The sequence below is a fragment of the Pseudomonas sp. B19(2017) genome (assembly GCF_002113165.1).
GTDB lineage: Bacteria > Pseudomonadota > Gammaproteobacteria > Pseudomonadales > Pseudomonadaceae > Aquipseudomonas.
In genome coordinates, this window is sequence record NZ_NEJR01000003.1 from 320,475 (window position 1) to 342,044 (window position 21,570).

Here is a 21,570-nt window from a genome sequence, read left to right on the forward strand (position 1 = left end):
GTAGTTTTACAGGTCGTTTACCCAGGGAGCTGAACATGCAAGGCAAGGCACGCAAGATCGTCCAGGCCATTCTTTACGAAGCCATCGCCGTCGCCTGCGTGGCACCGGCGCTGGAGCTGGCGTTCGGTGCCGGCATGGCCCAGTCGACCGCGCTGTCGGTGCTGATGTCGGGTATCGCGATGAGCTGGAACATGGCCTACAACTGGGTGTTCGAGCGCTGGGAAGCGCGCCAGCACAGGCGTGAGCGCACTTTCCTGCGGCGCCTGCTGCACGCGCTGGGCTTCGAGGGGGGGCTGGTGCTGATCCTGCTGCCGCTGGTGGCGTACTGGCTGGATGTCAGTCTGTGGGCGGCGTTGCTGACCAATCTCGCGTTGTTCGTGTTCTTTTTCGTTTATGCGTTTGTGTTCCAGTGGGGCTTCGACAAGGTGTTCGATGTACCGCTTTCGGCGCAGCAGGCGAAGTGTTGACTTTGTGCCGCACTACCGGCTAAGTTGCTACCCCATGAATACCTTCCCGTACGTCAACGCCATTATTATTACCGCCATTATCAGCTTGGCGGGCTAGCGCGTACGTGCACCGAACCCGCCCTGGAGGCGGGTTTCTTCTCTCTGACTCCTGGGCAACGTGAACACAGCCAAGGAGTCATCGATGACCAGCTTCGTCAGCCCTCGTTCTACCGTCACCCCCCAGCAACTGCTGTCGGAGCAGGTGCGGCGCATTCTTGCCGCCCCGGTATACGACCTGGCCATCGAAACGCCTTTGCAAGCTGCGCCTGCGTTGTCTGCCAGCCTGGGCAACCAGGTGCTGCTCAAGCGGGAAGACCTGCAACCTACCTTCTCGTTCAAGATCCGCGGTGCCTACACCCGGCTGTCCCGCCTGAGTACCGTGCAGCGTGAGCGCGGGGTGATCACCGCCTCTGCGGGCAACCATGCTCAGGGCGTGGCCCTGGCAGCATCGCACCTTGGCATCAGGGCCACCATCGTCATGCCTACCACCACGCCGTCGCTGAAAGTGGAAGGAGTACGTTCGCGCGGTGGCCATGTAGTGCTGCACGGCGAGAGTTTCCCCCATGCCTTGGCCCACGCGCTGAAACTGGCCGAAAGCGAAGGTGCTACCTTCGTGCCACCGTTCGACGACCCGGATGTGATTGCCGGGCAGGGCACCGTGGCCATGGAGATCCTGCGCCAGCGCCCGGGTGCGCTGGACGCCATCTTCGTGCCGGTGGGTGGCGGTGGGCTGATTGCTGGCATTGCCGCCTATGTGAAGTACCTGCGCCCTGAAGTGAAGGTGATCGGTGTCGAGCCAGAGGACTCCAACTGCCTGCAGGCTGCCATGGTGGCCGGTGAGCGGGTGATCCTGCCGCAGGTTGGCACTTTCGCCGATGGTGTGGCGGTGGCGCAGGTCGGCGCCCATTGCTTCGAGCTGTGCCGACACTTCGTTGACGAGGTGCTGACCGTGAGCAGCGACGAGCTGTGCGCGGCGATCAAGGACATCTATGACGACACCCGCTCGATCACCGAGCCGTCCGGCGCCCTGGCCGTGGCCGGGATCAAGAAGTACGTGGCGCGCGACGGCGTGCAGGGGCAGACCCTGGTGGCCATCGACTCCGGGGCCAACGTCAATTTCGACCGTTTGCGCCATGTGGCCGAACGTGCCGAACTGGGTGAGCAGCGCGAGGCGATCATCGCGGTCACCATCCCGGAGCAACCGGGCAGCTTCCGCGCCTTCTGCCAGGCCCTGGGCAAGCGGCAGATCACCGAATTCAATTACCGCTATTACCCTGGCAAGGAGGCGCGGCTGTTTGTTGGGGTGCAGACACACCCGCTGCACGACCCACGCGAGCAGTTGTTGGCCAGCTTGCGCGACCAGGGCTACAGCGTGCTGGACCTGACCGACAACGAACTTGCCAAGCTGCATGTGCGCCATACCGTGGGTGGCCATGCTGCGCCTGGGGCAGACGAACGGGTGCTGCGCTTCGAATTCCCCGAGCGCCCCGGCGCCTTGCTGGGTTTTCTGGAGCGGCTTGGCAAACGTTGGAATATCAGCTTGTTCCATTACCGCAACCATGGTGCGGCAGAGGCCCGAGTATTCGCGGCGCTGGAGGTGCCGGCGGATGAGCTGGCGGGGTTGCCGTTGGCGCTGGACGAGATGGGGTATCGGTACTGGGATGAGACCGACAACCCGGCGTACAAGCTGTTCCTGGGTTGATACGCAAACTTCATGATCAGGCCGCTCTCGTAGAACTGCACAAACTCATTGAATTGGCAGGGACCCTGTGGGAGCGGCTTTAGCCGCGAACACCGGCGCAGCCGGTGCCATGCACCGCGTTGGCTTCTTCGCGGCTAAAGCCGCTCCCACAAGGTTTTGTGTGTGCCGGTAAATGGTGCTCAGCGCTCACGCATGAAAAAGCCGGCAACGAATTTGCGGAAGGTTTCCAGGCTCTTGAAGTCGGCGTAGCGCTTGAAATTCTCGGTATCCGGCTCGGGCCCGATTGGCTGTTCCAGCAACGACACCGACAACACCCGGTCCTGGTCCGAGGTCATTACCAGTTCATCCATCACCTGGCCGCCAATCACCGGGCGGCGCATCTGCACTTTCACGCCTTTGCCGGCCATCCAGTCGACCAGCGATACCAGGGCCTTGAGCGGTTCGCGTTCTTCGTCGCGATACACCGGGAACAGGTGGGCGCGGGACAGCACCGGAACGCTGGCCACATGGATCAGCTCGTAGAAATGGCTGCCGGCGCTGGTCGGCGAGTACAGTGCCAAGGCCAGCAATGGCCCGGCGGTGCGGTTGCCGCCCCAGTACAGGTGGTGCCCCTGGAAGTCGAAGCCGTCTTCACTGCGGTTGCTGAACAGCTTGCGCCCTTTGATCTGGTCCACGCAGTCCAGCAGCAGGCCGTGGCGGCGATGGCTGCCGAACACCGTGGCTTCGCGCAGGCGGGACTTGAGCATCATCATGTGCTTCATGTCCAGGCGGGTTTCCAGGTAGTTGCTGGCGGGCACCCGTTCCAGCAGCGGATAGCGGCTGGCCACGCTGCGCAACTCGGCAAACTGCCCGGTCAGGTCCTTTTTCAAGTGCGTGGCATACAGGTTCAGGCCGCTGGTCTCGATCCAGGTCAGCAACAGTGACAGCAGGCGCTGTTGGTCGCGCCGCTCGCTGCCATCGCCGCCGCCACTGGCGGTGCCGCTGCGGAAGTCGCCGATCAGGCGCAACGGTGTGTCGGGCGGTAGCCACGCAGCGGGTGGCGCGGGGTCGTTCTCGCGCTCGGCCGCTTCCCGCTCGTCCTTGATGAACGGGCAGGCGGGCGCATGTTCGGCGGTGCCCGGATTGTTCTTGAGAAACAGCGTACCGGTGCTGCCGTTGAGGGTGACATTGAGCACCGGCAAGGCATCGTTGCGGCAGTCGCAGGCCAGCCACTGGTTGGCGTTGCGCACCTTCATCAGCAACTGGTTGGCCTGCAGCAGGCGCGGGCCGACGAGGCTGCCGGTGGCGAAGCCAACCAGCAGCTCCTCTTCTGCAGGTGTCAGGCTACGGACCTGTGCGGCGGTTTTGTCGATGATTCGCATGAAGCAGCTCCCGGCTACGAGCCCCAAGCTTCAAGCAAAGTCGCGCCGCTTTCAACTTACTGCGCAGTGCCACCGAACATCTTTGCCGCGCGTGCGCGAATTTCGTCCGGGGTCAGGTCCTCCTTGTGGGTGGAAACGAACCAGATGTTGCCGAACGGGTCTTTCAGGGTGCCGCTGCGGTCGCCATAGAACTGGTCCGTCACCGCACGCAGCTGGGTGGCGCCGGCCGCCAGGGCCTGGGCATAGACCTTGTCGCAGTCCTCGACGTACAGATGCAACCCTACGCCTGCGCCGCTGAGCTTCTGGCTGGCGGTGAGGCCGCCCTCCATATCGCAAGGGTCGCCAAGCATCAGCGAGGAGTCGCCGATTTTCAGCTCGGCATGGCCGACGCGGCCGCCCGGGGCGTCGAGGCGGAACATCTCGACGGCAGAGAAGGCCTTCTTGTAGAACTCGATGGCCTTGGCTGCGTCGTTGATGGCCAGGTAGGGCGTGATGCTGTGCTGGCCTTCGGGAATGGGTTTGGCTGCCATGTTCGACTCTCCTTGGAAGTGGGCGCCGGTTGGCGCCCTGTTGCTTAGAGTCGTTTGCGCGGACGGAAAATCGACAAGGGTGCTAGATCGATTCTCTATAAGCGCGGTGGTCAGAAGATGTAGTCGGTGGTCAGGAAGCTCGACTGCCGGTTGCGAATGATCTCGCTGATCAGTTCCTTGTTGGTCTCCTGGAAGCGCGTGGCGACCAGGGTGCGGATCGAGAACACACGCAGGGCGTCGTGTACCGACAGGGTGCCTTCGGCGCTGTTCTTGCGGCCGTTGAACGGGTAGGTGTCGGGGCCGCGCTGGCATTGTGCGTTGATGTTGATGCGCCCGACCTGGTTGGCAAAGATGTCGACCAGGCTGCCGATCGTTGCCGGGTCATTACCGAACAGGCTCAGTTGCTGGCCGTAGTCGGAGTCCAGTACATAGTCGATCACCGTCTGCAGATCGCGGTAGGGCACCACCGGCACCAGCGGGCCGAACTGCTCCTCGTGGTAGACGCGCATGTCGCTCTTCACCGGGTACAGCACGGCCGGATAGAAGAACGAGCCACGGCTGTGCCCACCGCCTTCGTTGAGCACGCGTGCGCCCTTGGCGGTGGCATCGGCGACCAGGCCGTCGAGGTAGTCGACCTTGCCATGTTCGGGCAACGGTGTCAGCGCCACGCCTGGCTCCCAGGGCATGCCAGGCTTGAGCGCGGCCAGCTTGCGCTGGAACTTGTCGAGAAAGGCATCGACCACGTCCTCGTGGACGAACAGGATTTTCAGTGCCGTGCAGCGCTGGCCATTGAACGACAGCGCCCCGGTGACTGCCTCTTCGACGGCGTTGTCCAGGTCCACCTGAGGCAGCACGATGCCCGGGTTCTTTGCATCCAGCCCCAGTGCCGCGCGCAACCGGTGCGGGCGCGGGTGCAATTTCTTCAGGTCGCTGGCGGCCTTGTGCGTGCCGATGAAGGCGAACACATCGATCTTGCCGCTGGCCATCAGCGCGCTCACCGTTTCCCGGCCGCGGCCATAGATGACGTTGATCACCCCGGGCGGGAAGCTGTCACGGAAGGCTTCGAGCAACGGCCGAATCAGCAGCACGCCGAACTTGGCCGGCTTGAACACCACGGTGTTGCCCATGATCAGCGCCGGGATCAGCGTGGTGAAGGTTTCGTTCAGCGGGTAGTTGTAGGGCCCCATGCACAGGGCTACACCCAACGGTGCACGGCGGATCTGGCCGAGCGTGCCTTGTTCCAGCTCGAAGCGGCTGGAGCGGCGGTCGAGGTCTTTGAGGGCATTGATGGTGTCGACGATATAGTCGCAGGTGCGGTCGAATTCCTTTTCCGAATCCTTGAGGTTCTTGCCGATCTCCCACATCAGCAGCTTGACCACGGCCTGGCGCTGCTCACGCATGCGCGCCAGGAAAGCCTCGACGTGCTGGATGCGCTCGGCCACGCGCATGTTCGGCCAGGCACCGCGGCCTTTGTCGTAGGCCTGCACGGCGGCATCGAGGGCAGTGAGCGCGGTGTCGGCATCGAGCAGCGGGGCGCTGCCCAGTACCACCTGGTGCTCATCGTTGCCTTGCTTGAGCCAGACCGGGCTGCGTACCGTGGCCAGGGGGCCGTCCCAGCGCCTGAGCTCGCCGTTCACCAGATAGTCGCGTTGTTCCAGGGGGGCTTCCAGGCGCCATGTTTCCGGGATGTTCTCGGCGCTGGGGAAGAGTGAATCGAGCAGACGGTCCATGGGTACTGCACCTCACATTGCTGGGCGGGTTTCGAGCCAGGTGAATCGCTTCAGCTGCGAGCATGCACCGGCTGCCGGAAAAATACCAGTCTGGCTTAACATGGCCGCAAATGCCTGCCTGTTGCGCAGGCAGGCACCCGGGGGCTGTCAAAGCGGGAGGTTGAACAGGTCGTAAGGTGGGTGGGTCAGCCATTGCTGGCGCAGGGCGGGGTCTGCATCGATCAGGGCCAGGCGCCGCCAGAACTCTGCGCGGGCATACCGCGGGCGGGACAGGAACGGTTCCAGATCGAGCAATGCCCTGAGGTCGCGTCGATACTGCAGTGGTAATCGCTGCCACAGGGCCATTTCGGCCGGGCCGGTCTGGTCGAAGAATTCCAGATAGTCGCCTTCGCATACCAGCAGGTCCACCTGGTGCACGGCGTTGTAGGCCTCGATCTGCTCAAGCACAGGTGCGCCCAGCCATTCGCTTTCCAGTCGCAGGGCGTTTGCGACTGGCAGTGGCAGGTTGAAACCGTCTGGCAACCGCAGCAGCTGGTTCTCGCCAATGTCGAGGATGATGGGCTCGACCACCCGCTCAAGGCCTTGCGGCAGTTCGCTGAGCGCACAGTCGGTCAGGAACAGCGTCTTCAGGTAGCCCAGTCCGTGCAGGTCGGGGGCCTGCAGCAGCGGGTTGCCCGAAAGGTCCAGCACGACAAGCCCGGAGCAGCGATCCAGGGCCTGCTGGGCCTGGGGGCTCCAGGTGATGCGGTTGCCTTCCAGATCCAGCCAGGCGAGCTGCTCGGGGCTACTCAGGCGTGGCACGGTGTCGAACCGACAGTTGGCCAGCAGCAGGCGATTGAGGTTGGGGAAGCGCCTGCAGAACTCGGCCGGCAACTGGCTGAGTGAACGGTTGTAGCTGAGTGACAGGTGCTGCACATGGCTGAAGTCGTCTGGCAAGGCCAGGCTGGCCAGGGCCTGGTTGTCCAGTTCCAGGCCGGACAGATCCAGGCTGTGGAAGCGGCCACCCCCTTCGAGCGCTATGGTCGACAGCCGGCGCCAGGCGTTGAGAATAGGGCGGATGGCCAGGTGTCGCTGGTGAGGGCGTTGCGGATCAGGCCTGGCCCATTCCTGCAGGTCGCGGCGCAGCGTATCCAGACGCTGCCGCAGGTCGTGCAGCCGCTGCGTGGGTGAGCGGATGTCGTCCACGTACGGGTTGTCCTCATCGTGGCCGAGCCAGTTTTCAAACTCCTGATCGGTAGCGTCGGGGAACAAGCGGCGATAGGCTCCGGCCAATGAGCCTGCCAGGCGTGGCTGAGGCGGTTCGGCGGCCAACGGCCGGCCGCCGCGCAAGCCCGCCATGGGCTTGCGCCGCAGCGTTTGGTGCCCCCAGAGCCGCTGGGCCACTGTCTGCCTGTGCTTGTCGACCCAATCCAGTACGCCCTGGCGTAGCAAACCGCCATCGGCCGTCGCGATGCCCAGCCTATCGCGGTGCGAGCGTGACAGAGCCTGCTCTATCGCCCGGCAGAGATCAGGATTGCGCAGCGCAGGTACAGGGCGCTCGCCCAGGTCGACCTCATAGCCTTCGAGCGATTTGATCACCCGCCGCAGGCTGGTGGCCTGGTCGCTGCCGACCTGCTCCAGCCGCGGGCCTTCGGGGCTGGCGCTGCGCAGCTCCAGGCGCAAGTCCCCAGGCCAGTCGGGCATGGCATCCAGTGCGCTGAACAGCAAGCGTTCGCTGTCGCTGCTGGCCCGGGCAGGCTGAAGCACGCCTTCCAGCGCACGCACCAGGGGCAGCTCGCTGTGTACCTGCTCCAGCGACTGGCGAACCCGTGCAGGCAACTGACCGTGCTGTTGCCAGGCGTACGATTCGGCCTCGCCCAGCGGTGCCAGCAAACGCCTGGCCAGGGCCGGCGAAAGCCGCGGGTAGGCATCGAGCAGCTTCTGCGTTGACGCAGTGGTGGGTGCACTGCCGTTGTAGAGCCGCTCGAACAGACCGGGTGGGGCCTGGTCGGCCAACGCCTCTACCTCGGCCTGTGCTGCCATGCGCTGCAGGGTATCGAGCAACAGCGGCGGCGTTGGCTGGCCTTCCAGGTGCACCCGGCGCAAGCGCGCGGCGTCGATGCCACAGAGGCGGCCGGCCTGCGTCAGCTGTGTTGGCGTGAACGCGGCATATGCCTCGCCGAGGCGTTGCACCAGCTTGGCGAACGGCCACTGGCCTGGCTGTTCATGCTGGCCACGCCAGGCACCCTCGGCATTGTGCGCCAGCGGTGGTTGCCAGGCATCGGGCTTCTCGGGGTGAATGAGCCGCCATTGCTGCAGTTCATGGTCGAAGCGTTGTTCGAACAAATGACCGTCCATGCGGATGAAATGCCGTCCCTGGTACAGGTACTGGCCAAGTGCATTAGGCTGTAGCGTTGGCGGCAGTGCCACGGCACTGCGGTAAGGGGTGAGGTCTTCATTCCAGAGCCGGTAGCGCCCGTCGTTGCCGCATACTTGCTGCAGGTTTTCCATCAACGGGCTGTTGAACAGCTTGGGTATCACCTTGCCCGCTGCCGCGAGCCCACCGATCATGGCCAGGTTCAGGCCGACCGCTTCCAGGTGGCGCAGCGCCAGGTGACGATCGCCTTCCTGCCAGGCCTCGTAGCCCTCGAAGGCTTCGCCGAGCAATTGGCAGGCAGTGACGGCCAGCATCAGGGGGCCTGCACCCGGAATGAAGAACGCGGCGATATTGAGTGCATCCAGGCCAAGGCTTTCCCATTCCTCCAGGCGCCTGGCCCGCGCATTGGCATCGGCCATTGCTGTCGGGACCGCCAGCAGGCTGGCTTCGTGCTTGAGGCGGACCAGGTGCAGATCCTGGTAGTGGGCGAAAGGCTCGGCCGTGATGGCCTCGCGCGAGGGGCGCAGGTCCGCTTGTGCTGCACGCTGCCAAGGGCGGTCATAGGCTGTGTTGCCTGCGGCGTCGAGGTTCTGCTGCAGCAGATCGAGAAAGTGCGTGCGCTCGTCCTGCCTGATATAGGCCGTGAAGGCCTGACGGGCCTCGGGTTCCAGCAGCAAGGTCGCCAGCGTATCGTGTACTGCATCCAGGTTGTTGCATTGGCGCAGGGCTGGGTCATGGCCGGGCAAGTACAGCGCCAGCCCAGCGCTGCCAGCATCGATCAGCATGACCTCGTGCAACACGGTGCCGAACAGCGCCAGTTGCCAGCACCTCACCGCGCCATCCTGCAACAGCTGTTCGACCTGATCGCGCGTGCTGCCGTCAAGCAGGTGCCGCAGGTAGGCAAGGTCGGCCGCCAGGCGTAGGCGGTCCTTTTGCACCCTGATGGCCAAGGCCCGGGTAGCGGGGCGGGCGAAGTGGTGTTCCAGATGTGCCTGGTAAGCGTTACCCAGGTCCAGGTCACGGCACAATGTGGCGAAAGCGGCAGGCGCGAGGGGCAGCCGTTCCACCTGATAACGCTCGGACTTAAGCGCAACACGCGCCACGGGTACCTGCATGCCGAGAGGGAAGGAGCCGTGTACCAGCACCGGCGTGACCTGAATGTTGGCGCTCAGGGCAATGGCACTTTCGGGGGTGAATGCCTCATCGTCGGCAAAATTCTGCAGGGCGGCCTGTAGCAAGTTGTCGCGGCGATGGCGGTAGAGATAGCGCAGGACGGTCCAGTGCCAGGTGCGTTCGACCCGCAGTAGCTGGGTATTGCACAGCGATGCGTGAAAGCCGTGTTGAGCGAGGCGTCCCTGCAGCAAGGGTTCGGCGAACTCCGTGATCTGTTTCACGCCTTTGAGTGAACATGCCAAGGCTGCTTGCGCGTGCGTCAGCCGCGCCTGACTGGCGTGGACTGCCTGGCGCAGGTCGGGGGCTGCGTTGTCAAACCAGGCCTGCCCCTGCCATGGAGCGACCTGGGTCTGCTTCAACGTGGCCCACTGGTTGGGCGTTGCCTGGCGTGCCCAGTGCGGCAGTTGCGCCTCGAGCAACGATTGATGAGGATTTTCGAATGGCATCGCGATGCTCCTTTTATGCAAAGAAGGCATCAAACGATATTTCTCTATAGCCAAGTGGTAGCAGGATAGTGCGAACAGGTTATTGCGTTAGCGAATGCGTATCGGGCGAGGCGTTCATGCAGGAAATTTGGCGCCATGAAACTTTACAAAGCGTCCTGGTGTATTCATGAAATGCAATCAAAATGCCACTTGCTAAAGTGTTTGTGCGCACCTTAAATTATTAACTGACAGGGGGCTTTCCGGTTATTTCCTGAATATCAACAAGATACATTTTTTTTGCTGAATGGTTGTCATTTTGCGATAGACCCTGGTGCACATCCAAGGACCTCGAAGAAGAAATGAACGCGACCTTGACGGCAGTGGCGCGAAAACTCATCTCGCCCTCAATACGCTATGAAATGAGACACTTGGCCAGCAAGGTACTTGAAGCAATGGCGCGTGCCTGTTTCTGGCGCTGGGAAGTTGCCAGGTTTCGGTTGCAGCAGGAAAGCCCGTACGAATTCGTTTATATCGGCCGAAAGCAGCAACGGGAGATGGCCAAGCTGCTGATTGGCGGCAAGGGCCAGGGAAACGCTGCAGTCATTGACAGCGCAAGCGCGACGATGGCGCCTGACCACGTGGTGGTGGTCAGCGAAATACCGACGTCGGGGGCGTTGTCGGTGCCGCATTACCTGAGCGCCGTGGTTCCGCTCGGGCGCTCGCTGGAGGACATCACTGCACGCTACGACAGCGAGTTGCGGCGCAGCATCCGCAAGAATCGCCCGCTGTACCAGATGCGCCAGGCCAGCTCGGACGACGAGATCGCCATGGCCGACCGCGACCTGCTGCGTCCCTATGCCAGCGCCAGGCAGGGTATCCATGCCGCGCAGTTTCCCACTGCAGAAGTGTTTCGCATTGCCAAGGGCGTCGGCAGGCTCGACTTGATCACCTTGGGCGATGAAGTGATCGGCTGCCACCTGGGCTGTGAAGTGGTGCGCGCTGGCAAGCGTTATTGGAGCACGTTGCGTTTCGGCTATTGCGAGGCGGTGTTTACCGATGCGCGCAAGTTGCGCGAGGTGAACTCGATCACCACTTTCATGGCAATGGAGTGGGCGCTACAGCAGGGCTTCGATTATTACGACATCGGTCTTTGCCTGGCGCGCCCCGATGATGGTTTGTTGAAATGGAAGCGCCGCCGCGGTGGCGATATCGATTCGCTGGGTAACCATGCCTGTCTGTTTGTCCGCTTACCCAGCACCGGCACGGCAAAGTTCCTGTGGGACACGCCGATGTTCGCGATCGAAGGCGGCAAACTCACCCTGCATCTGGGGTTGCCCGAGGGCCCGAGTGACGAGGAAGTTGCCAGTCGCTACCAGGAGATGGTGTTTGGTGGCCTGCACAAGATTTACTTCTATGGTGGCAATGGTACGGGCGAACCGTTCGTGGAAAGCTTGCGGCGCCGTTACGCCAATCTCCAGTCACCGCCAACCATGGAAAGAGTCATGTGTCGCTGAGTTGATGCCAGAAAGACGTTGATCTGGCGCGTTGCGCCAGGCTTTTGCGCTTGCCACCAAGGGAGGACGCGTCATGGGAAGCGACATCTCGCAGTTCAGTGCATCGCTTGTCGCCAGGCAGCACACCTGGACTCTGGCCGCCTACCGCTATATGGCCCGCAAACGGCTGTGCGGGAACAGCACCATCGACCTCAAGAGTATCGCGACCAAGAGCTGGGACATTGCCCCCGGTGAAGTCACGGTTTCGCCCCCGGCCATTTACCTGCCAGGCCAACTGGAGCGGGTGACGGGTTGGGAAGGCAAGCGTTTCTATCCCTATGTGCACCCTGGGCGCACCATGGAGGGCGGCATCAGTACGCTGCAAGGGCCGACCCGCGGCTACCTGATCAAGGATGTGTGGCTGGTAGACGGTGCATTGTACAAGGGCAAGGCCAGCCATTGGCTGTCGCAGAAGCCAAGCCCTTTTCCGGGCATCATCGTGGATCACGAAATCGACCGCGCGGCGATCTATTGCACGCAAAACGGCAATTCGTGGTTCGGCACCTGGCTGATGGAGGATTGTCCGACCTATGCGCTGGCCTGTAACGAAGGCATACCGGTAACCACCGCGCCCTCGGCCAGGTTCCCGCTGTTTACCCAGGCACCGGCCTACGAAGACTGGCTTGAAATGAACCCGCTGCGCTTGCGCAGTGCGTATTTCCGAGAACTGGTGCTGTTCGATGACCAGGCCAACAACCGCAGCCGGCATGCCCGCTACCGGGCCATGGGCGACAAGTTGCTGTCGCACGTGCTGCAGGCCCCACACCCAGGGGTGTTCCTGCTGCGTGGTGGCGCCGGTGAACTGCGCCTGTTGCGCAACGAACTGGCGCTGGCCGAGCACCTGCGCGCCACCCGCGGCTTTCGCATCGTCGACCCGATGAAGACCGATGTGCCGAGTATCGTCGCGGCCTGTGCCGGGGCGAGGGTGGTGATCGGAGTGGAGGGTAGCCAGCTGGTTCATGGGGTCAATGTGCTGCAGGCCGGTGGTTGCCTGCTGACCTTGCAGCCGCCCGATCGGTTTGTCAGCTACTACAAGTACCTGACGGATCGTGACCACCAGCATTTCGGCTTTGTGGTCGGGGTACCGGACGGCGACGGCTTCACGATCGATGTCGGCGAAGTGGAGAGGACGCTGGACCTGTTTCCGTGATAAGCGTGTAATATCCAGGCGCAGGGTAGTGAAGAACGGGGTGAGGGATGATCGAGGTATCACGGTTCTGGCGCGACCCGGCGTTACCTTTTGTCGAAGCCCGGCGGGTAGGGGATGGGCGCCAGGTGTGCTACGCGGCGCATTCCCACGAGAGCTTTTCCATCGGGGTGATCACGGGTGGGCGCAGTACCTACCTGTACGGTGACCAGTGCCTCGAGGTGGCGGCCGGCACCACCGTGCTGATGAACCCAGGCGTTGTGCACGCCTGCAACCCCATCGCCGGGGAACCATGGTCCTACCTGATGTTGTTCGTCGATATGCCCTGGTTGCAGGCGCAGGGCTTCAGCTTGCCGGCCCAGGCCTGGAGTCGCTCGCCAGCGTTGTACCGGTGCCTGTTGCAGGCCTTTGCGGATCTGTTCGATGCCAGTCTGCCAGACCGGGAAGGCCGCCTGGCGGCGCTGTTTGATGCACTCCCTGGGTTGCTTGGCGGTAACGCCAGCGTGAACGACGAAGGCAACCCGCGACTGGAGGCGGCGGCAGCATTCATACGCGCCCATCGTGGCGACCCGCTGAGCCTGGACGACATTTGCACGGCCTGCGGCCTGTCGCGTTCCTACCTGATCCGCGCATTCCGCCAACGCTTCGGCCTGACGCCGCACGGCTACCTGCTCGACCAACGCGTGCAACTGGCCAGGGCGCAACTGCGCATGGGCCGGGCAATTGCGGAGGTTGCGCAGGAGGCCGGGTTTGCCGACCAGGCGCACCTGCAGCGGGCCTTCAAACAGCACCTTGCGGCGACGCCGGGGCATTACCGCAATGCATTCGGCTGAGTTGCCCTATTGGCTGTGATGGCCCTGTCGCTGGCAAGCCAGCTCCCACCTCGACCGTATTGACCCCAAGCCATGTGCAGTACCTGTGGGAGCTGGCTTGCCAGCGATAGGGCCCTGACAGGCAACACAAGACAGTGGCTCCCACAGGGCCGGTGCAGCTAGCCTTGTATGACCAGATAAACCGCACTGCCCACGAGCAATACTGCCAGGCCCCGATTCAGCAGGCGCATGTGTCGTGGGTTGCCCAGATACTGGCGAACCACGCTCCCGGCCCACGCCCAGCTGGCTACCGAAATGAAACAGATCGGCCCGTAGATCCAGGCGAACAGCCACAGCAGCTGCTGCTCACCGCCGGTGTAGGCACCCACCCCGGCCACTGCTGCCAGCCATGCCTTGGGGTTGAGCCATTGCATCGCCGCGCCGTGCCAGGCCGAAGGGGCCTGGGTGGGATGAGCGCTGCCCAGTTGCCCGTCGTCGCTGGCCAGCTTCCATGCCATGTACAGCAGGAACGCCACGCCGCCTCCGTGCAACAGGAGGCCCAGCAAAGGCCAGCGCAGCAGCAGTTGATGCAGGCCAAGCCCGACCAGCACCAGCAGCAGGCAGAAGCCCAGTGTTGCGCCGGTCACATGCGCCAGGCTGGCGCGCAGCCCATGGCGGGCACCGCTGCCCAGTGCGACGATGTTGACCGGGCCGGGAGAGATCGAGGCCGCCAGTGCGAAAGCGGCCATGGATAGAGACAGGCTCATGAAAGTGATCCGTTTGTTTGAGGATGGCCTTCCATGCTCGGGCATCGACAGCCTGCGGTATTGAAGAAAAGTACCTCACGTCAGGCCAGCGCATTCTGGTGCAGGAGCGGCCTTGTGTCGCGAACGGGCCGTTCCAGGGTGTTACAGGTTTTGTAATAGTTTTGCACTGTTACCGAAAGCTGCTGTCCTTGTAGGATCATTTCCCCAATTTGCAATCAAGGTCTATATGAGCACCTTCGCGGAGCCCCCCAGTCCCCGGCCTTCAAGGCCTTTTCCCTTCCGTCCTCGTGACGCTGCCCTCGTGAGTACCCGCTAATGGAATGGCTAGCCGACCCCACGGCCTGGCTGGGCCTGCTGACGCTTATCGTCCTCGAGCTGGTGCTGGGCATCGACAACCTGGTGTTCATTGCCATCCTCGCCGACAAGCTGCCACCGCACCAGCGCGACCGCGCGCGTGTTATCGGCCTGAGCCTGGCGTTGATCATGCGCCTGGGCCTGTTGGCCAGTATCTCGTGGATGGTCACCCTGACCGCGCCGTTGTTCGAGGTGTTCGACAAGAGCTTCTCGGGCCGTGACCTGATCATGCTGTTCGGTGGTGTTTTCCTGCTGTTCAAGGCGACCATGGAGTTGCATGAACGCCTGGAAGGCCATGTGACCCAGGCCAGTGGCACGGTGCGCCACGCTGCCTTCTGGCCGATCGTCGCGCAGATCGTGGTGCTCGATGCGGTGTTCTCGCTGGACGCGGTGATCACTGCGGTAGGCATGGTCGAGCAGTTGTCGGTGATGATGATCGCGGTAATCTTCTCGATCGGCATCATGATCGTTGCCAGCAAGCCGCTGACCCGCTTCGTCAACGCCCACCCCACGGTGATCATGCTGTGCCTGGGCTTCCTGATGATGATCGGCTTCAGCCTCACCGCCGAAGGCCTGGGCTTCCATATTCCCAAAGGCTACCTGTACGCGGCTATCGGCTTCTCGATCCTGATCGAGCTGTTCAACCAGTTGGCCCGTGCCCGTCGCAAGCGCAGCCTGCAGCAGCACCGGCCGCTGCGTGAGCGTACTGCGCATGCTGTGCTGCGCCTGCTGGGTGGCCGCCGGGTAGAGGCTGACGAGGTGGGTGAGGAAATCGCCGACCTGGTCGAAGGCGGTGAGGAGCAGGTGCTGTTCGACCGCCGCGAGCGGGTGATGATCAGTGGGGTGTTGAACCTGGCCGAGCGGCCCATCCGCACGGTGATGACCGCCCGCGCCGAGGTCGATCTTGTCGACCTGGCGCAGCCGGCCGACACCATTGCACAGACCCTGGCCAATTCACCGTACTCGCGCCTGCCATTGATCCGCGACGGCCGCGTGGACGAACCCATGGGCTTCGTGCACAAGAAGGAATTGCTCAAGGAGTTGCTGTCGGGCAGCCAACCTGACCTGGAAGGCATGGCCCGGGTACCGCTTAACCTGCTGGAGAGCTTCAGTATCCTCAATGCGCTGGAGCAGATGCGAGCCCAGTCGACGCACATTGCCTTCGTGGTCAACGAGTTCGGTGACTTCACCGGCCTGCTGACCATGACCGACATCCTCGAGTCGATTGCCGGCGAGTTGCCGGATGCCAGTGAGGTGGAAGGCCCGGGCATTGTCCAGGAAGGTGAAGGTTTTGTGGTCAGCGGTGCGTTGAACCTGAGCCATGTGCAGGCGCGTACCGGCTTCAGCGCCCGCGCCACCGAGGACTACCAGACCCTCGCGGGCCTGGTGATGAGCCTGCTCGACCGCCTGCCGATGGTCGGTGACCGCCTGGCCTGGAACGGCTGGACGCTGACCGTGGAGGCGGTCGAGGAGCGGAGGGTGCGTCAGGTTCGGCTTACACCGAACGGCGACGTTGACGCAGCAGGTGCTTGAAACCCTCGATCACAAGCACCAGCACCGCGGCCCAGATCGGCAGGTAGGTCAGCCACTGATCCGGGCCGATGGTTTCGCCCAGCAGCAGCGCCACCCCCACCAGCAGCACCGGTTCAACGTAGCTGAGAAGGCCGAACAGGCTGAACGGCAGCAAGCGACTGGCCAGCACGTAGGCGATCAGGGCCGAGGCGCTGATCGCCCCGAGGATCGGGATCAGCGCATACAGTGCGGGGTGTGCCTGCAGGTCGGCCGGGGAGAGCGGGCCCTGGATCACGAAGTACAACGCCCAAGGCAACAGCAGGCACATGTCGCACCACAGGCCACCCAGGTGGTCGGTGCGGCAGCGCTTGCGCAACACGAAGTAGATCGGGTAACCAATCGTCACCACCAGGGTTTCCCAGGCAAAACTGCCATGCTGATACAGCTCGTGGCCCACGCCCAGCGCGGCGCAGGCCACGGCCACCTTCTGCAGGCGTGACAGGCGCTCGCCATACACCAGTCGGCCGGTCAGGACCATGGCCAGCGGCAGCAGGAAGTAGCCCATCGACACCTCCAGGCTGCGCCCGTGCAGGGGCGCCCAGAGAAACAGCCACAGTTGCACGCCCATTAGCCACGAGGTGCCGACCATGCCCAGCAACAACAGCGGCGTGCGTTTTACCCGGGCGAGCAGTTCGCCCACCCGTTTCCAGTCTTTCGAGACAAGCATGAACAGGGTCAGGCAGGGCAGCGTCAACAGGGTGCGCCAGCCAAAGATCTCTTCGCCATCCAGCGGCTTGAGCAGAGAGGTATAGAAGTACATCACGGCGAACAGACAGGACGCCATGACCGACGAAAGAATGCCTTTTGACACGAATGCCTCGAATAGGGAATTGAGCGGTTGGATCAGCCACGCATGATCTCAGGGGGCGCGGCTTGCGGCAACCGCGAAGGAGCCGGACGTGCCGCCAGTGCCTCGAGGAACCGGGCAGCCGGCATGGGCCTGGCGAACAGGTATCCCTGCTGGAAGTCCACCTCGTGTCGGGCCAGGTAGTCGCGCTGGGCTTCGGTTTCCACACCTTCGGCAACAATGCCCAGGCCCAGCTTGGCCGACAGCTCGATGATGGTTTCGAGGATGTGCACCGACAGTGCGTCAGCACCGATCATGGCGACGAAGCTCTGGTCGATCTTCAGGTAGTCGACCTTGAACTGGCGCAGGTAATTGAGGCTTGACTGGCCGGTGCCGAAGTCGTCGAGGGCGATTTTCACACCCATGGCGTCGAGCTTCTCGAACAGTTCCAGGGCCACCGGCGTGGCCTCGATCAGCTTGCGCTCGGTCAGCTCCAGGGTCAGCACCACCCGGCCAGGCGGGAAGTGCTGGAGGAACGTGCGGCAGTCGTCCAGCAGGTTGAAGTCGCGGCAGTGGTCGGCAGTGATGTTGATGCCGATATGGAAGCCGTCCTCCAGCAGCCCGGCATAGGGCGCCAGGTTCTGCGCGGTGTGCATCATCAGCGCGCGGGTCATGGCGACGATCTGCCCGCTGTGTTCGGCGTAGGGAATGAACAGGTCGGGCCGCACCAGGCCCTCGCGCGGGTGGTTCCAGCGCATCAGCACTTCGGCGCCGGCCCAGCGGTAATCGCCTTTGCGCACCACCGGCTGGAAATACGGCAGGAATTCGTCGGCCTCCAAGGCCCGTTGCAGTTCGGCGCGTGGTGAGGTGGCGCGCCGAATTTGCCAGCGGCACACCAGGCCGGCGACCGCGCCCAGTAACAGCAGCAAGCCGAACAGCGCAGGGTAGTGGCTGCGCCACAGCTGGCCCTGCTTGTCGGCGCCATAACCGCCATGCACGCTGAACGGGTAGCGCGTCGAGCCCAGCAGCACATTAGCGCTGGCCGCGGCAGGTGGCACACCCTTGTGCACGATGCCTTCCTTGCCCAGCCAGGCATTGCCCACGCGAATTTGCAGGTCTTCATCGGGGCCGATCAGACGCAGCGCCGTCAGCAGGTGATCACCATCCACCGTGCTGATCGCACCACGGTCGCCGTCGCTGGACCGGTACACCAGCAGCGGGTGGCTCGGGGTGACCGAGTTGCCGTCCATCAGCCACAGCTTGCCGTCGGTGTAGTCGCCGGGTTCGACCGGCTCGTCGAAGGCGCCGAACAACGAAGAACAATAAAGGTTGTTGTGCGCGAACAGGTTGGTCGAACGCACGAAGGCGTTGCGCGTGACCTGGGCGCGCAGCGTGAGCTGGGCCTGGTCGCAGGGGCTGCCGGCAAGCGGCAGCAGGTCATTGGCAGCGCTGGAGAGGTTGTCGAGAATGCGCTCGACGTGCTCCACCACCTGGCGCGCAGTGGCCTGGCTGCTGGCTTGCATTTCGCGTTCGATCTGCCAGTTCATCACGACCAGGCCACACGCTACCGGCAGCACGCCGACAACCCAGGGCAACAGGGTGCGCCAGCCCAGGCCGGCGCGGCGTTTGACGGTAAGGGGCATGCTGACCTGTCCATGGAAGGATTACGAGAGGATAGCCGCTGGCCGGGACCTGCGAGTAACTAAAACGCGACAAACCATTTTACGCACTGTAGAATCGATTTACGAATACAACAATAAGGTCCTTCGATGCCGAAGGATCAAGCCCGCCGAGAATGGGTCCATATGACATACCACGGGTTCAAGCTAATCATAGGTGACTTCCTCGCCCGCAGCGTGCGGGGTATCCCGTGCTCACCGCCGTTTCCGTCCCACATCCCACGCAATCAATAATTTTCGCTGCAGATGAGGACACGAACATGGCTGATATTTTCGACAATCCGATGGGCCTGATGGGCTTTGAATTCATCGAACTGGCTTCGCCGACGCCTGGCGTACTCGAGCCGGTATTCCAGATGCTGGGCTTCACCAAGGTGGCTACCCACCGTTCCAAGGATGTGCACCTGTATCGCCAGGGTGATATCAACCTGATCCTGAACAACGAACCCAAGAGCATTGCCTCGTACTTCGCCGCCGAACACGGCCCGTCGGTATGCGGCATGGCGTTCCGCGTGCGCAACGCCCATGAGGCCTATGCCCGCGCTTTGGAGCTGGGCGCCCAGCCGGTGGAAATCGAAACCGGCCCGATGGAGCTGCGCCTGCCGGCGATCAAGGGTATCGGCGGTGCGCCGCTGTACCTCATCGACCGTTTCGAAGAGGGCAGCTCGATCTACGATATCGACTTCAAGTTCATCGAGGGTGTGGACCGCAACCCGGTGGGTGCCGGCCTGAAGATCATCGACCATCTTACCCACAACGTCTATCGCGGACGCATGTCGTACTGGGCCGGCTTCTACGAGAAGCTGTTCAACTTCCGTGAAATCCGCTACTTCGACATCAAGGGTGAGTACACCGGCCTGACTTCGCGGGCCATGACCGCACCGGATGGCATGATCCGCATCCCGCTGAACGAAGAGTCCTCCAAGGGCTCCGGGCAGATCGAAGAGTTCCTGATGCAGTTCAACGGCGAAGGCATCCAGCACGTGGCCTTCCTGACCGATGACCTGCTCAAGACCTGGGACGCCCTCAAGGGCTTCGGCATGCGCTTCATGACTGCACCGCCGCAAACCTATTACGAAATGCTCGAAGAGCGCCTGCCAGGTCACGGCGAGCCGGTAGACCAGCTGCAAGCACGTGGCATCCTGCTTGATGGTGCCTCGCAGCCGGACGACAAGCGCCTGCTGTTGCAGATTTTCTCCGAAACCCTGCTGGGCCCGGTGTTCTTCGAGTTCATTCAGCGCAAGGGTGATGACGGCTTTGGCGAGGGCAACTTCAAGGCCTTGTTCGAATCCATCGAACGCGACCAGGTGCGCCGTGGTGTGCTGAGCACCGACTGATCCACTTGGAGTACCGCCGCTGTCATGCATGGGTGGCGGCGGTACCACGCCGGTTGGCCCGCGCCCTGAACAGGGTCAGATAGACAATCGAGCCCGTCACGATGCCCACCAGCATCAGCGAAGGCAGGATTTGCAGCATCGACTGGCGGGCCTCGCGTGCGGTATAGCCGTGGCCGTAGCCACCCTTGACCTGATATCCATATTTGGCCGAAAGCGCACTTTCAGGGAATTCGGACTGGGAGGGCGGTTGCCGGCCGCGGCTGTCCCCATGGCTCCAGATGTACCGCTCGCCAAACTCCAGCAGCAGCGTGAAGCCGTCCTGGAACCCGTCCAGTTCGTTGCGCAGTTGCATGGCATAAGCGGTCACTATGACGCCGTTATCGTTGCTACCCAGGTAAAAGTTGACCAGCAATTCGCTGGCCTCAGCCCCTGAGTCATAGGCCAGTTCGACCTGGCGGCCGGACGCGGCAAAGGACGACAACTCAGCCAGTGAATCCGATGTGGTGCTGCAATAGGCCTGGTTGCCCTTGATCAGGGTCAACGAGCGCACCAAGGAGCGGCTGGCCACCTGGTCCAGCAACGTGCCGATGACGTTATCGCAAGGTCTGCCCGTGAAGGGCAGGGCTTGAAGCGCGGTTTCGTGCAAGCGGTTCAGCGCCTGATCAACACTGTAAACTGCCTCCTGGACCGAAATTTTCGCGTTTTCCGCGAGTTTCGCTTCCAGCTGGAAAACCATCACCAGCAACCCGGAAATCACAGGCACCAGGCCCAGGGCGATGAGCAGCAGCAGTTCCAGCAAGCTGCGCCCGGCATGCATGATTTTAGACATAGGCCAATTGCTCTCCGGTCCGAAACTGTTCGTGGTGAACAGTTGAACGGTGAGCCTATGTATTCAATGACCGGCCGGCTGTAGGCCGGATGCAGTGCGCATTATGGGAAAGCCGGAAGCCCGGGGTAGGCCGCTAACAGCCCTTGAGTTTCGCGAGCACTTTCTCGGCCAGCAATGCTGTGGAGGCAGGGTTCTGCCCGGTGATCAGCCGACCATCGGCAACCACGTACGGCTGCCACGGGTCATCATGCTTGCCGTAGTTGCCGCCGCGGGCGCCCAGCTCGTTTTCAGTGAGAAAAGGGACCACCTTGTCCAGTTCGGCCAGTTTTTCCTCGGTGTTGGAAAAACCGGTCACCTGACGGTCCTTCAGCAACAGGCTGTTGTCGCTAAGCTTGATGTTCAGCAGGCCGACAACGCCATGGCAGACTGCTGCGACAATACCCTTGTTCTCGTAGACCCGGCGCGCCAGCTCTTGCAGCGGCTGATTGTCGGCAAAGTCATACATTACCCCATGCCCGCCGGTGTAGTAGATGGCGCAGTATTCTTCGGCCTTCACCTGGCCAGGGCTCAAGGTGTTGCCCAGGCGGCTCATGAAGCGCTTGTCGTCATACCACTGCCAGTCCAGGTCAGGGGCCATTTGCAGGCTGTGCGGGTCGACAGGTACGTAGCCGCCCAACGGGCTGACATAATCGACTGTATAGCCGGCCTTTTCGACTTTTTCGACAAAGTGCACGGCTTCCCCCAGCCACAAACCGGTCGCCCGCTTGAGGGTCGGGTACTTGGCTGTATTGGTCAGCACCACCAGCATTTTCTTGCTCATGAGCACGCTCCCGTCGCAACCTGAAAGGGCCGTTGCTCCCTGGCCCGAGGGAAAACCTAATGAGCATAGCTGCCAGGGGCGAGGACGCCATAATTGCGTGGCGTGTGTTGTGCTAACGTGAACCACATCC

The 21,570-nt window shown here is 62.6% G+C and carries 16 protein-coding genes; 7 read left to right on the plus strand and 9 right to left on the minus strand.

The window, feature by feature from the left end; genetic code table 11:
- The first annotated feature begins 35 nt into the window (after positions 1-35).
- Both CAF70_RS07225 and ilvA read left to right on the plus strand, forming a co-directional pair.
- Entirely contained in the window at positions 36-467 is a 432-nt protein-coding gene (locus tag CAF70_RS07225; protein WP_085623186.1) for a PACE efflux transporter, read from the plus strand.
- 181 nt (positions 468-648) lie between these two features.
- Positions 649-2,208: a threonine ammonia-lyase, biosynthetic gene (gene ilvA / locus CAF70_RS07230; protein WP_085623185.1), complete on the plus strand. Its 1,560-nt coding sequence runs from the start codon at positions 649-651 to the stop codon at positions 2,206-2,208.
- Positions 2,209-2,387: 179 nt separating this feature from the next.
- Here ilvA and CAF70_RS07235 read toward each other — a convergent pair whose 3' ends face one another.
- From CAF70_RS07235 to CAF70_RS07250, 4 genes are all read right to left on the minus strand, one after another.
- Positions 2,388-3,569 (minus strand): hypothetical protein, encoded by a 1,182-nt coding sequence (locus CAF70_RS07235; protein WP_085623184.1) that lies wholly within the window; start codon positions 3,567-3,569, stop codon positions 2,388-2,390.
- A 56-nt stretch (positions 3,570-3,625) separates the two neighbouring features.
- The gene (locus CAF70_RS07240; protein WP_085623183.1) at positions 3,626-4,099 is read right to left on the minus strand and encodes a VOC family protein; all 474 of its coding nucleotides are present in this window, start codon (positions 4,097-4,099) and stop codon (positions 3,626-3,628) included.
- 110 nt (positions 4,100-4,209) lie between these two features.
- Complete coding sequence (locus CAF70_RS07245) at positions 4,210-5,829, minus strand: NADP-dependent glyceraldehyde-3-phosphate dehydrogenase (RefSeq protein ID WP_085623182.1); 1,620 nt, start codon at positions 5,827-5,829, stop codon at positions 4,210-4,212.
- Between the two features lie 147 nt (positions 5,830-5,976).
- Positions 5,977-9,804, minus strand: coding sequence for a leucine-rich repeat domain-containing protein (locus CAF70_RS07250; protein ID WP_085623181.1), 3,828 nt, complete (start codon positions 9,802-9,804; stop codon positions 5,977-5,979).
- 338 nt (positions 9,805-10,142) lie between these two features.
- Here CAF70_RS07250 and CAF70_RS07255 point away from each other — a divergent pair, with 338 nt between their 5' ends.
- From CAF70_RS07255 to CAF70_RS07265, 3 genes are all read left to right on the plus strand, one after another.
- Complete coding sequence (locus tag CAF70_RS07255) at positions 10,143-11,297, plus strand: hypothetical protein (protein WP_085623180.1); 1,155 nt, start codon at positions 10,143-10,145, stop codon at positions 11,295-11,297.
- A gap of 73 nt (positions 11,298-11,370) precedes the next feature.
- Positions 11,371-12,486 carry a glycosyltransferase 61 family protein gene (locus CAF70_RS07260; RefSeq protein ID WP_085623179.1) on the plus strand — a complete coding sequence of 372 codons (1,116 nt, stop codon included), beginning with the start codon at positions 11,371-11,373 and terminating at the stop codon, positions 12,484-12,486.
- A 47-nt stretch (positions 12,487-12,533) separates the two neighbouring features.
- Positions 12,534-13,316, plus strand: coding sequence for an AraC family transcriptional regulator (locus CAF70_RS07265; protein ID WP_085623178.1), 783 nt, complete (start codon positions 12,534-12,536; stop codon positions 13,314-13,316).
- Positions 13,317-13,474: 158 nt separating this feature from the next.
- Here CAF70_RS07265 and CAF70_RS07270 read toward each other — a convergent pair whose 3' ends face one another.
- Complete coding sequence (locus CAF70_RS07270; protein WP_085623177.1) at positions 13,475-14,062, minus strand: LysE family translocator; 588 nt, start codon at positions 14,060-14,062, stop codon at positions 13,475-13,477.
- A gap of 315 nt (positions 14,063-14,377) precedes the next feature.
- On the opposite strand from CAF70_RS07270, the gene CAF70_RS07275 reads away from it, so the two are divergent.
- Entirely contained in the window at positions 14,378-15,949 is a 1,572-nt protein-coding gene (locus CAF70_RS07275; RefSeq protein ID WP_085623176.1) for a TerC family protein, read from the plus strand.
- Here CAF70_RS07275 and rarD read toward each other — a convergent pair.
- Positions 15,912-16,799: an EamA family transporter RarD gene (gene rarD, locus CAF70_RS07280; RefSeq protein WP_085623175.1), complete on the minus strand. Its 888-nt coding sequence runs from the start codon at positions 16,797-16,799 to the stop codon at positions 15,912-15,914. The genes CAF70_RS07275 and rarD overlap by 38 nt on opposite strands.
- 32 nt (positions 16,800-16,831) lie before the next feature.
- Positions 16,832-18,418, minus strand: coding sequence for a cyclic diguanylate phosphodiesterase (locus CAF70_RS07285; RefSeq protein WP_085623174.1), 1,587 nt, complete (start codon positions 18,416-18,418; stop codon positions 16,832-16,834).
- A 296-nt stretch (positions 18,419-18,714) separates the two neighbouring features.
- Here CAF70_RS07285 and hppD point away from each other — a divergent pair, with 296 nt between their 5' ends.
- Positions 18,715-19,791 carry a 4-hydroxyphenylpyruvate dioxygenase gene (hppD, locus tag CAF70_RS07290; RefSeq protein WP_085623173.1) on the plus strand — a complete coding sequence of 359 codons (1,077 nt, stop codon included), beginning with the start codon at positions 18,715-18,717 and terminating at the stop codon, positions 19,789-19,791.
- A gap of 22 nt (positions 19,792-19,813) precedes the next feature.
- Here hppD and CAF70_RS07295 read toward each other — a convergent pair whose 3' ends face one another.
- Together CAF70_RS07295 and CAF70_RS07300 are read right to left on the minus strand one after the other, a co-directional pair.
- Positions 19,814-20,620, minus strand: coding sequence for a CSS-motif domain-containing protein (locus CAF70_RS07295; RefSeq protein WP_085623172.1), 807 nt, complete (start codon positions 20,618-20,620; stop codon positions 19,814-19,816).
- A gap of 133 nt (positions 20,621-20,753) precedes the next feature.
- Positions 20,754-21,440 carry a type 1 glutamine amidotransferase domain-containing protein gene (locus CAF70_RS07300; RefSeq protein ID WP_085623171.1) on the minus strand — a complete coding sequence of 229 codons (687 nt, stop codon included), beginning with the start codon at positions 21,438-21,440 and terminating at the stop codon, positions 20,754-20,756.
- Positions 21,441-21,570: the final 130 nt, after the last annotated feature.